The organism is Streptomyces sp. NPDC031265 (assembly GCF_055570295.1).
In genome coordinates, this window is sequence record NZ_JBVIHM010000003.1 from 372155 (window position 1) to 383945 (window position 11791).

General features: G+C 72.1%; 9 protein-coding genes and 3 pseudogenes. 7 read left to right on the forward strand and 5 right to left on the reverse strand.

Going from position 1 to position 11791, the window contains the following annotated elements; translation table 11 throughout:
• Positions 1-280 precede the first annotated feature (280 nt).
• Entirely contained in the window at positions 281-1462 is a 1182-nt protein-coding gene (locus tag ACZ499_RS08225) for a glycine C-acetyltransferase (protein WP_385533398.1), read from the forward strand.
• Positions 1459-2373: a LysR family transcriptional regulator gene (locus tag ACZ499_RS08230; RefSeq protein ID WP_406341563.1), complete on the forward strand. Its 915-nt coding sequence runs from the start codon at positions 1459-1461 to the stop codon at positions 2371-2373. The genes ACZ499_RS08225 and ACZ499_RS08230 overlap by 4 nt, the downstream gene beginning before the upstream one ends.
• 339 nt (positions 2374-2712) lie before the next feature.
• Here the strand turns inward: ACZ499_RS08230 and ACZ499_RS08235 are convergent, their stop codons facing one another.
• Both ACZ499_RS08235 and ACZ499_RS08240 read right to left on the reverse strand, forming a co-directional pair.
• Complete coding sequence (locus ACZ499_RS08235; protein WP_468673267.1) at positions 2713-3147, reverse strand: hypothetical protein; 435 nt, start codon at positions 3145-3147, stop codon at positions 2713-2715.
• On the reverse strand, positions 3141-3605 hold the full coding sequence (locus tag ACZ499_RS08240) for an ATP-binding protein (RefSeq protein ID WP_468673268.1): 465 nt from the start codon (positions 3603-3605) through the stop codon (positions 3141-3143). Before ACZ499_RS08240 ends, ACZ499_RS08235 begins: the two co-directional genes overlap by 7 nt.
• A gap of 184 nt (positions 3606-3789) precedes the next feature.
• Here ACZ499_RS08240 and ACZ499_RS08245 point away from each other — a divergent pair, with 184 nt between their 5' ends.
• Together ACZ499_RS08245 and ACZ499_RS08250 are read left to right on the forward strand one after the other, a co-directional pair.
• Positions 3790-4650, forward strand: a complete 861-nt coding sequence (locus tag ACZ499_RS08245) for a helix-turn-helix domain-containing protein (protein ID WP_468673269.1) — start codon at positions 3790-3792, stop codon at positions 4648-4650.
• The gene (locus ACZ499_RS08250; protein ID WP_385533412.1) at positions 4651-4887 is read left to right on the forward strand and encodes a DUF397 domain-containing protein; all 237 of its coding nucleotides are present in this window, start codon (positions 4651-4653) and stop codon (positions 4885-4887) included.
• Between the two features lie 58 nt (positions 4888-4945).
• On the opposite strand, the gene ACZ499_RS08255 is transcribed toward ACZ499_RS08250, so the two are convergent.
• Both ACZ499_RS08255 and ACZ499_RS08260 read right to left on the reverse strand, forming a co-directional pair.
• The gene (locus ACZ499_RS08255; RefSeq protein ID WP_468673333.1) at positions 4946-5152 is read right to left on the reverse strand and encodes a hypothetical protein; all 207 of its coding nucleotides are present in this window, start codon (positions 5150-5152) and stop codon (positions 4946-4948) included.
• Between the two features lie 142 nt (positions 5153-5294).
• Positions 5295-5894: pseudogene (locus ACZ499_RS08260) on the reverse strand (FAD-dependent oxidoreductase); the annotation flags it as partial.
• Positions 5895-6060: 166 nt separating this feature from the next.
• On the opposite strand from ACZ499_RS08260, the gene ACZ499_RS08265 reads away from it, so the two are divergent.
• Complete coding sequence (locus ACZ499_RS08265; protein WP_468673270.1) at positions 6061-6477, forward strand: YchJ family protein; 417 nt, start codon at positions 6061-6063, stop codon at positions 6475-6477.
• A gap of 68 nt (positions 6478-6545) precedes the next feature.
• A pseudogene (gene phsA, locus ACZ499_RS08270) lies at positions 6546-8380 on the forward strand (O-aminophenol oxidase PhsA).
• A gap of 42 nt (positions 8381-8422) precedes the next feature.
• Here phsA and ACZ499_RS08275 read toward each other — a convergent pair.
• A complete protein-coding gene (locus tag ACZ499_RS08275) occupies positions 8423-10501 on the reverse strand; it encodes an MDR family MFS transporter (protein WP_468673271.1) in 2079 nt (692 codons plus the stop codon).
• A 571-nt stretch (positions 10502-11072) separates the two neighbouring features.
• Between ACZ499_RS08275 and ACZ499_RS08280 the strand changes: the two are divergent.
• Positions 11073-11384: pseudogene (locus ACZ499_RS08280) on the forward strand (long-chain fatty acid--CoA ligase); the annotation flags it as partial.
• Positions 11385-11791: the final 407 nt, after the last annotated feature.

The window sequence follows — 11791 nt, forward strand, 5'->3', positions numbered from 1 at the left end:
TTCACGGCATCCAGGGGCTGTCCGGTGGATCTGGTCGGCACGCGGGGGTCGGCACGCCCTCCCCCAAGGCCTAAAGGGCCAGGGGGGACCCCCAGCGGCGTTGTCGTCAATCGCCGACGCTCCGCGTCGCCTCAATCCTCCGCCTTGCAGCATGGGGGTCTCCCCTGCTCGAACGAAGTCGAGAGCTTGGGGAAGCACCAGACCCCCGCTCACCAGCGCCGAAACCGCACTCCGCACCGAAGCCGACCAGATCCACCGGACAGCCCCTAGGAGCCTGAGCATGTACGCGTCCGTTCGCGACGACCTCCAGAACACCCTCGACGAGATCCGCGAGGCCGGTCTCTTCAAGCCCGAGCGGGTGATCTCCACCCCGCAGAACGCCTCGGTCTCCGTCCCCACCGGCGAGGTCCTGAACTTCTGCGCCAACAACTACCTGGGCCTCGCCGACCACCCCGAGGTGGTCGCCGCCGCCAAGGAGGCCCTCGACCGCTGGGGCTACGGCATGGCCTCGGTCCGCTTCATCTGCGGCACCCAGGACGTCCACAAGGAGCTGGAGGCCCGTCTTTCGGCGTTCCTCGGCCAGGAGGACACGATCCTCTACTCGTCCTGCTTCGACGCCAACGGCGGTGTCTTCGAGACCATCCTCGGCGCCGAGGACGCGGTGATCTCCGACGCCCTCAACCACGCCTCGATCATCGACGGCATCCGCCTCTCCAAGGCCGCCCGCCACCGGTACGCCAACCGCGACATGGCCGAGCTGGAGGCGAAGCTCAAGGAGGCCTCCGGTGCGCGCCGTCGCCTCATCGTCACCGACGGTGTCTTCTCCATGGACGGCTACGTCGCCCCGCTCCAGGAGATCTGCGACCTCGCCGACCGCTACGACGCGATGGTCATGGTCGACGACTCGCACGCCGTCGGCTTCGTCGGCCCGGGCGGCCGCGGCACGCCCGAGCTGCACGGCGTCATGGACCGCGTCGACATCATCACCGGCACCCTCGGCAAGGCCCTCGGCGGCGCCTCCGGCGGCTACGTCGCGGCCCGCGCCGAGATCGTCGCCCTGCTGCGCCAGCGCTCGCGCCCGTACCTCTTCTCGAACTCGCTGGCCCCGGTGATCGCCGCCGCCTCCCTGAAGGTCCTGGACCTGCTGGAATCGGCGGGCGACCTGCGAGACAAGCTCGCCGCCAACACCGCGCTCTTCCGGACGCGGATGACCGAGGCGGGCTTCGAGATCCTGCCCGGCGACCACGCCATCGCCCCCGTCATGATCGGCGACGCCGCCGAGGCCGCCCGCATGGCCGAGCTGCTCCTTGAGCGCGGTGTGTACGTGATCGGCTTCTCCTACCCGGTGGTCCCGATGGGCCAGGCCCGTATCCGCGTCCAGCTCTCCGCCGCGCACTCCACGGCCGACGTGGAGCGGGCCGTGGCGGCGTTCATCGACGCCCGGGCGACAATGGCCGGGTGATCGACCCGCGCCGGCTCCGCATCCTGCGCGCCGCGGCGGACCACCGTACGGTGACCGCCGCGGCCGCAGCGCTGTATCTGACCCCTTCCGCCGTCTCCCAGCAGCTCGCCGCCCTGGAGCAGGAGACCGGCCACACGCTGCTGACCCGCAGCGGCAAGGGCGTACGGCTCACGGCGGCCGGCGAGATCCTCCTGGAGCACGCCAACGCTGTCCTCGCCCAGCTGGAGCGGGCGGAGGCGGAGCTGGCGGCGTACGCGGGCGGTGCGGCCGGCGATGTGACGGTGGCGGCGTTCGCCACGGGTATCGCGGAGGTGCTCGCCCCGGCCGTGGCCCTGCTGCGCGGGACGCACCCCACGATCCGGGTCCGTGTCCGCGACGCCGAGGGCGACGAGTCGCTGCCCATGGTCCTGGACGGCGAGGCGGACCTGGCGCTGGCGGTCGAGTACCGGGGCGCCCCCAGGGAGGACGACCGGCGCCTGGTCCGGGTCGCGCTCTACGCGGAGCCCTTCGACGCGGTGCTTCCGGCCGGACACCCCCTGGCGCACGCGCCCGAGGTGCGCCTCTCCGCCCTGTCCGAGGACGACTGGATCGGCCCGTACCCCGGCAACCCCTGCCACGACGTGGTCTTCCTCGCCTGTGAGCTGGCGGGCTTCGAGCCGCGGCTGATCCACTCCTCGGACGACTTCCGCGCCGTGGTGGCCCTGGCGGGCGCGGGGGCGGGCGTGGCCCTGGTGCCCCGCTCGGCGCTGCGCGGCATGGAGCAGAAGAACACGGTGGTGCGCCCGGTGGCGGGTCCCGCCGCCACCCGCCGCGTCTTCGCGGCGGTCCGCAGCGGCGCCGAGCACCACCCGCTGATCAGCCCGGTCCTGGACGCCCTGGCGCGGGCGGCGGAAGGTCTGACGACGGGCTGAGCCCGTGGGCGCGGAGGTCCGGTCCGCCGGGGCGGGGAGCGAAGTCCCACCCCGGGTCGGCGCGAAGGGCGAGCGAACAGGCTAGGGCCTGTCCGGTGGGTCCGGTTGGCCTCAGCACGGGGTGCCCCTTTCGGTGCTGGTGAGCGGGGGTGTGGTGCTTGCCCAAGCTCTCAACTTCGTTCGAGCAGGGGAGACCCCCATGCTGCAAGGCGGAGGATTGAGGCGACGCGGAGCGTCGGTGATTGACGACAACGCGGCTGGGGGTCCCCCCTGGCCCTTTAGGCCTTGGGGGGAGGGCGTGCCGACCCCCGCGTGCCGACCGGACCCACCGGACAGGCTCTAGGTCCATGCCGGTGCCGTTCCAGTCAGCTGGCATACCACCAGGTACAGCGGGATGGGCGGTGTGTACGGGCTGGTGCCCTCGGGGCAGTGGATCATCCGCCGTCCCGGGGTCTCCGGAACGCGGGCGTCCGGGGCGTAGCGGGCCGGGTGCGGCCAGGTCAGGTCGTGGTCCGAGCCCGCCGGGACGACCCACCACCAGCAGTCGGCGTCCGCGAAGACGCACCCCGAGCGGGGCAGCCGCGCCAGGACCCGGAAGCCGTAGGACGCGGGCACCGCGACCGCGTCGCAGCCCAGAGACGCCCGGAGCGCCGGCGGCAGCACGAGTCTGCTGCCGCCGGTCGCTCCGGCGCCCCCTTGCGAGCCGGGCCCCCGAGGCCCCCCAGCCTCATCCCGGCCGCCTCTGGACAGAAGTGTGTGTGAGCCCTTCAGCATGTACGGCCCGCCCCGAGCCGGGCCCAGACGATCCGGCCGATGCCTCGCGGCACGTGGTGGGCGCCCCAGGCGACGCTCAGCGCGTCGACGAGCAGCAGCCCGCGCCCGCGCTCCTCGCCGTCGGCCGCGTTGCACAGCGTGGGCCCGCCCGCGCCGTACCCCTGGTCCTGGACGACGACCGTCAAGTGCCCGGCGGTGAAGGAGAGTTCGCAGGACACGCGGGTGCCCGCGGTGTGTACGACGGCGTTGGTGACGAGCTCGGAGATCACCAGGGCGGCGGCGTCGCCCAGTTCCTCGCCGAGACCCCACCGGACGGTGACCTCGGCCGTGTGGCGGCGGGCCGCGGAGGCGGATTCCGGCCGGGCCGACAGTTCGAACGCGTACCGGCGGACGTCGGCGACGGACACCGTGGGGGCCGCGCCTATGAGCTGCGGGACGAGCGCATTACCAGGGGCCACGACCGGGTCCTCACAGTGGGGAAGCGGTGTCGCACGCGACAGCCGCATGTGCTGGCGTTCACCGACCTACCTTCCACCCATCCGTGACACTTGGCAAGGGGCACTCTGAAAATTGCAGAGTGCTGTGTTCTGGGCTGAGGTGGCATGGCACACTGCTCGGCAACAGGGTTAGGGGAGGTCTGACGTGAGTGAACCCCGGTCCGCCCCGACCGTGGGGCAGGTCGTGCTGGGCCGGCGCCTGCAGGATCTGCGCGAGCGGGCCGGCCTCCGGCGCGAAGAGGCGGCGAAGGTGCTCCGGGTCGCCCCCGCCACGATCCGCCGCATGGAGACGGCCGAGGTCTCGCTGAAGATCCCGTACGTACAGCTGCTGCTCAAGGCGTACGGCATCGGGGACGAGGAGACGGACCGTTTCATCGAACTCGCGGAGGAGGCCAACAAGCCGGGGTGGTGGCAGCGCTTCCACGACATCCTGCCCGACTGGTTCAGCATGTACGTCAGCCTGGAGGGCGCGGCCTCGCTCATCCGGACGTACGAGCCGCATTTCGTTCCCGGCCTGCTGCAGACCGAGGAGTACGCGCGCTCGGTGATGGTCAGCGGCGCGCTCGGGCAGACCAGGGCCGCCGACATCGACCGGCATGTGGCGCTGCGCATGGAGCGCCAGTCGCTGCTCACCCGCGCCGACGCACCGCGGCTGTGGGTGATCATGGACGAGACGGTGCTGCGCCGCCCGGTGGGTGGCCCCGGGGTGATGCGCGGCCAGCTCGACCGGCTCCTGGAGGCGGCCGAGCTGCCCCATGTGACGCTCCAGCTGGCGGAGTTCGCGACGGGGCACCACCCGGGCACGTACGGCCCGTTCGTCCTGTTCAGATTCGCCGTGCCGGAACTCCCGGACATGGTCTACAGCGAGTACCTGACCGGCGCGGTCTATCTGGACGCGCGCCCCGAGGTCGACACGCACCTCGAAGTCATGGACCGCATGGCGGCCCAGGCCGCGACTGCACGACGCACGAAGGAGATCCTGGCGGATCTCCGCGAGGAGCTGTGAATGGATCACATATACAACGGCATGCCGGCCCGTGAGCTTGGGACCGAGGGCTGGCACAAGCCGTGGAGCGGTGGCAACGGCGGCAACTGCGTCGAGGCCATGAAGCTGTCCGACGGCCGGGTCGCGATGCGCCAGTCGGCCGACCCGGAGGGCCCCGCTCTGATCTACACCAGCAACGAGATCGCCGCGTTCATCCTCGGCGCCAAGTCGGGCCAGGCCGACTTCCTGCTGACGTGATCCACCGGACGGCCGCCGCCCGGCGCCCCGTTGGGGCCCGCGCGGCGGCCGAGCCGTGTCAGCCCATGTCGAAGACGTTGGGCAGCCCGAGGCGGTAGCGGAAGCGGTCGTCGCGCTTGAGCAGATCCAGCTCCGGGGCGCTGTACAGCGAGGCCACCGGGCAGCGCGGGGCGGCCGAACCGGCCCGGTCGAGCAGCGCGTTGGCGGCGAGGCGGCCCGAGGTGTTGGCGCCCTCCATCGTCGCCAGGTCGATGGGGACGGCCACGCAGTCGCCCGCCAGACAGAAGTTGGGGATCCTCGTGCCCGCCGAGGGGCGGTTGTGGAACGTGCCGACCGGGTGGATGAGCAGCTCGTCCTCGTTCCTCGGCTCGGGGGTGCCGATTCCGGAGACGCCCGGGTCCAGGGGTGACGAGGCGGTCGGCGAAGTACGCGACCTCGCGCGCGGGCAGTCGCTGGAAGGTGCCGAGCACCCCGGTGAGGGCGCGCCGCAGCGCGTCCAGGGTGAGCTGCTGCGGGGTGCCGGACCAGGGCAGCGGCAGACGCAGGTCCTCGTAGCCGGTCCGGGCGAACATCATCTCCTTGGGTGCGATCAGGTTGTCCCAGACGCCGTGCGCGTTGCCCGGGAAGGGGATCCGGCGCATCGTGTCCGGCAGGTTGTGGTAGATCCCCGGGATGAACCGGAAGCCGTGCTCGGCCGGGAGCGGGCCGCGGCCGCCCCGGGCGCTGTCCGGCACGTCCATGCTGCGCGCCTTGCCGCCGAGCGCCCGGCGCTCGTAGAGCGTGACGCGGAAGCCGCGTTCGGCCAGTTCGTGGGCGGCGGTCAGACCGGCGACACCGCCGCCGAGCACCACCACCGACTGCCCGGCCGCCGGGGCGGCCCCCGGGGGTGCCGCGGCCGCGGCGGGAACCGCCGCGTCGAGACCCAGGGCGGTCGCCGCGCCCGCCACCGCCGTCCCCGCGACGAACGTGCGCCTCGTACTGCCCGAAGTGCTGCCTGAACGCTCCATGATGCCCCCTATTACCGACGGTAACGGTCACGTCGGCGCAGGAGCATACGGATGCGGCGGTCAAGCTGGAAGGGGCAATCGAGCCCAGTGTTCCGTGGGTGCACGGCAGTTGCGGCCGCCACCGGCCGTGCCGTGCGCGGCCGGGCGGATGTGGTCAGATAGGGGCATGGCTCGACGCACTCCCCGCCCCGCCCGCCCGCAGCCCCCCAAGGACTGCCCCTGCGGGCTGCCCGCGCCGTACGCCGAGTGCTGCGGCCGCTACCACGCCGGGCAGGCGGCGCCCACCGCCGAAGCGCTGATGCGCTCCCGCTTCAGCGCCTTCGCGGTGCACGACGAGCCGTATCTGCTGCGCACCTGGCACCCCGACCACCGGCCCGCCGGCGTCGACTTCGACCCGGGGATGCGCTGGACCCGTCTGGAGATCCTGGACACCAAGGACGGCAGCGCCTTCCACACCACGGGCGAGGTCACCTTCCGCGCCCACTACACCGAGGGCGGCGGCGAGGGCTCGCTGCACGAGCGGAGCCGCTTCGTCCGGCACGAGGGCGCCTGGGTGTATCTGGACGCGGTGTTCACGGGCTGAACCGGATCGGCGCTTTCGGCGTCCTTCCCCATGTATGCGGTCGTAATTGTCCGGATCAGGGGGAAAAATTGTCCGACATCGCCGGGGACGAACTCGTCCCGTACACCGACCGGTTACCGATTCCCGAGGTGCTGCGGCCCGCGAAGGCCGATGTGCGCCGTGAGACCGAGATCGCCGTCCGCCCCACCTGGGTGCGGCTGCACAGCCAGCTGCCGCCCACCTTGATGTGGGGCTACAACGGCACGGTGCCCGGCCCCACCATCGAGGTGCGGCGCGGCCTGCCCGTGCGCATCGCCTGGACCAACCGGGTGCCGCGCGGCAGCGAGTACCCGGTCACCGCCGTCGAGGTGCCGCTGCGCCGCAGGGCACCCCGCCCGCCACCACCGAGGCCGGCCGCGGGGGCGTCGAGGCCAGTGCGGACGTGGCCGCGCTGCCCGCCTGGACCGTCACACACCTGCACGGCGCCCAGACCGGCGGCGGCAACGACGGCTGGGCCGACAACGCGGTGGGGGAGGGCGACGCCCAGCTCTCCGAGTACCCGAACGACCACCAGGCCGTGCAGTGGTGGTACCACGACCACGCCATGAACATCACCCGGTTCAACGTGTACGCCGGGCTCGTCGGCACGTATCTGCTGCGCGACGACGAGGAGGACGCCCTGCGACTGCCGCGCGGGGAGCGGGAGATGCCGCTGATCCTCGCCGACCGCAACCTCGACACCGACGAGGACGGGCGCCTCAACGGGCGACTGCTGCACAAGACGATCGTCGTCGACCCGAAGAACGCCGAGACGGGCCGGCCGGTCTCGGCCCCCTTCACCGGCCCGTTCACCACGGTCAACGGGGTCATCTGGCCGTACCTCGACACCGACGCCGCCTGGTACCGCTTCCGGCTCGTCAACGCCTCCAACGCGCGCATCTACGACCTGGTCCTCCTCGACGAGGAGGACAACCCGGTGCCCGGCGTGCTCCACCAGATCGGCAGCGACGGCGGACTGCTGCCCGCCCCGGTGACGGTCGGCTTCGACGCGGCGCTGCCGGCGCTGACCGTGGCACCCGCCGAGCGCATGGACCTGCTCGTCGACTTCCGCGAGCTGGCCGGCCGCAGCCTGCGCCTGGTCAACAAGGGAGCGGGAAAGCCCGCAGGGGTGCCCGACCCGGTGAACAACGTCCGCTATCCCCAGGTGATGGAGTTCCGGGTACGCGAGTGCCCCGAGCCCGACGCCTTCGTCCTGCCGCAGGTGCTCTCCGGCTCCTTCCGGCGGTACGAGCACGCGCAGCTGCACCACGGCCACCGGCTGGTCGTGCTCACCCCGCCCGGCACCGTCGGGGGCGGCGGCCACCCGGAGATCTGGGAGATGGCCGAGGTCACCGAGGGCCCGACCGGTCCGGCGGAGGGGGTGATCCAGCTCCAGGGCGCCGACGGCACGGTGAAGACGTACCGGCGGATCTCCCGCACCTTCAACGACGGCCTGGGGTTCACCGTCGCCGAGGGCACCTTCGAGCAGTGGAGCTTCCTCAACCTCGGCGGTCCGGTCCACCCGATGCACATCCACCTCGCCGACTTCCAGCTGATGGGCCGTGACGCGTACACCGTGGACGGCTTCGACGCGAAGCTGGGCGGCACTCGCAAGCCGGTGGCCTACGACGCGGGCCGGCCGGTCCCGCTCGCGCCCAACGAGCGCGGCTTGAAGGACGTCTTCCGGGTCCCGGCGGGGCAGCTGGTGCGGGTGCTCGGCCGCTTCGACGGGGCGTACGGGCGGTTCATGTACCACTGCCATCTGCTGGAGCACGAGGACATGGGCATGATGCGGCCGTTCGTGGTGGCTCCGCCGGAGGCGCTCATGTTCGACCACGCGGGCGGGCACGGCGGCCACGACGGCCACGGGGGACATTCGGGCTGAGGCACGGGGGCTCCTCGGGTTCGGGGTAGGGGCGCGGTCGGGTCAGGACCGGGTCGCGCCCACCGTCTCGCGGTCGGCCGGGGGCAGACCGTTGGCCAGGTCCTCGGCGAGCAGCCGCTTGGCGATGGCGTCGGCGGCGGCCCGCAGCTCCGCGCTGCGCGGCCGGCCCCGGTCCCGCTCCAGCTGCTCGTTGAGCCAGTCCGACCAGGACGCGCTGATCGCGCCGACCTCGCGCCGCCCGCCCTCGGTGAGCGAGAAGTAGGTGCCCTCGCGGGTGAGGAACCCTTCGTCGACCATCCGCTGGAAGACCGGCACCAGCACCTCCGGCGGCACACGCCGGCGGGCCGCGATCAGGCCGAGGCTCGCGTGCCCGACCATCCTGGTGAACAACTCGACCTGCATCACCGCCCACGCGCCCGCCATGTCGAGGCGGGAGTCGGAGCGGGTCACGATGTGGCGCGCGGTGTCGATGCCCGTGCTGCGGACGATCTTGCCGACCGACAGCTCCAGGAGCTTCTGAGAGTCGCCGGTCGACGGCTGCGCGAAGCCCTCGCCCATGTCGGTCGAGGAGGAGCGGGCGGTGTCGCGCAGCTCGACCTGCTTGAGGAACAGCGCCACCAGGAACCCGACGGCCGCCACCGGCACGGTCCACAGGAACACGGTGTGCAGCGAGTCCGCGTACGCCTGGACGATCGGCGCGGCCGTGGCCGAGGGCAGCGACTTGAGGCCCTCGGGGGACTGCGCGGCCCTGGCCAGCGCCGCCGGGTCCGCCCCGCCCGCCTTCGCCGCCGCCGCGATCCCGTCCGCCAGGTTCGGCTTGAGGGTGTTGGTGTAGATGGTGCCGAAGACCGCGGTACCGAAGGAGCTGCCCAGCGTACGGAAGAAGGTCACGCCGGATGTCGCGGTGCCGAGGTCGGCGTAGTCGACGGTGTTCTGCACCGCGATCGTCAGGACCTGCATGCACAGTCCGATGCCGAGGCCGAGCACGAACATGTACAGCGACTCCAGCCAGGCGCCGCTGTCCGGTCCCATCAGCGAGAGCAGATAGAGCCCCACGCCCATCACCAGGGCGCCCACGATGGGGAAGATCCGGTACTGGCCGGTCTTGCTGACCACGTTGCCGCTGAAGACCGACGCGATCAGCAGCCCGACCACCATCGGCAGGGTGCGCACGCCCGAGACGGTCGCGGAGTCGCCGTCCACGTACTGGAGGTAGGTCGGCAGGAACGTCATCGCGCCCAGCATCGCGAAGCCCACGATGAAGCTGAGGACCGAGCAGACCGTGAAGACGGGGTTGCGGAACAGCCGCATCGGCAGCATCGGCTCGACGGCCCGGGTCTCCACCCAGCAGAACAGGGCCAGCGAGGCCACACCGCCCGCGAAGAGCGCGAGGATGGTGGGCGAGGTCCAGGCGTATTCGTTGCCGCCCCAGCTCGTCGCCAGGATCAGGGCGCTCGCCCCGGCCGCGACCAGGCCGATGCCGAGGTAGTCGATCACCGGCTTGGCGACCGACCGGATCGAGGGGATGTTGCGGGCGGCGGCGATGACCACCAGGACCGCGATGGGGACGTTCAAATAGAACGCCCAGCGCCAGCTCAGATGGTCCGTGAACAGCCCGCCGAGCAGCGGTCCGATGACCGTCGCGACGCCGAACACCGCGCCGATCGCGCCCTGGTACTTGCCGCGCTCGCGCAGCGGGATCACATCCGCGATCAGCGCCATCGCGGTGACCATCAGACCGCCCGCGCCGATGCCCTGGAGCGCCCGCCAGGCGATGAGCAGCGACATGTTGGTCGCGAGGCCGCACAGGAACGAGCCGGTGATGAAGACGACCGCCGAGACCTGGAAGACCACCTTGCGGCCGAAGAGGTCGCCGAACTTGCCGACCAGCGCGGTCGCGACGGTCTCCGCGAGCAGGTACGAGGTGACCACCCAGGACATGTGCGCGGCGCCGCCGAGGTCCGAGACGATCGTCGGCAGGGCGGTGCCCACGATCGTCTGGTCCAGCGCGGCCAGCAGCATCCCGAGCATGATCGTGCCGAAGACGATGTTCCGCCGGCGGACGTCCAGCACGGGCGGCGCGGTGGGTGCCGAAGGTGCGGTGTCGCTGGCAGTGGTCACACTGGCACCCTCACACCACCGCAGGTGGGGCGCATGCCCTGTAGGCCGTGCGGGTGAGCCCGCGGGCGGCCTCGCGGCGGCTCGGCCGGGCAGCGCCGCGCGGGTTCCGTCCGGCTCGGCGGGCACCGGCGCCGCCGTGCGCCGCAGCCTCGGCGGCGCCGGGACCGACGCCAGGAAGACCAGGGTGGCCAGGACGAACGGCCAGGTGAAGGGACGGCCCCCGGCCGGGGCCAGAAGCGCGGGGGCGCGGGCCAGGCCGGGGCAAGAGGTGCGCTCCGGTCGGAGCCTCCCACCATCACCCGCCCGGCTCGGCGGATCCGGTGGGATTGATTTCTCGTTACGCGACGGTAAGTTGACGTCCCAGTAATTTCTCCGCACCACCCGCAAGTGCTCCGTACCACTCCGCCCTGAGCCGCGCAGAGGAGTCGACGCATGGGCGTACGGAAGGATCTGAGGACGGCCGTGCGCCGTGGTGGTCTCACCGGGCGCGCCCGGGTGGAGCTCGTGCGCGAGGGCGGCGGGGTGCGCGAGGTCCGGGTCGCGTGGTGGTGGGCGACAACCGTTCGTAATCCGCTCGTACGTCGCCGCGCTGGTCACCCTCGCCCCGGAGGCCCTTGAGTACTGGCTGGCGGTGCGCAAGCGGCTCGTGGACACCCCCGTCGAGCGGCTGCTCGACGACCAGGAGCGCATCGCGGACGTCCAGAAGGCCGTGGATCACGCCAACGAGGCGGACTCGCGGGCCGAGTCGATCCGCCGGTTCCGGCTGGTGGCGGGGGAGTTCACCGAGGCGAACGGACTGCTGACCCCGTCCCTGAAGGTCAAGCGGCGGGCGGTGGCCGCCGCGTACGCCCACGAGATCGAGGAGCTGTACGGGCAGCGGTGACCGAGGAGGCGGGCGTGATCGCGTGCCGACTCCGACAGCCCGGCAGCGATTGCAATATGACGGCACGTCAGATATGACGGAACGTCAGAGAAGGTGGGGAGCCCATGGGGAAACCGGGACGGCCGAGGAGGGCGCGGCGGGGCGCCAGGTCCTGTCGTCGAGCCGGCGCCTGCCCCGCGACGCCCGGTACGCGCGTTCGCCGCGTTGTCGGATCGCCCGAGTACGTCCGGTACACGGTCGATCTTCCGCCGTGCGATCGCACGCACCAGACGCCCCGGGGCCCGCCTTCCGGGCGGACGGCGCCAGTTCGACGACCGGACCCAGGCGCCCTGGCAGCCGCTCCCCACGATCGGTAAGGTCGGCCCCGGCCGGGCGGCAGCCGGCCGCATCGACCCGCAACGCACCAC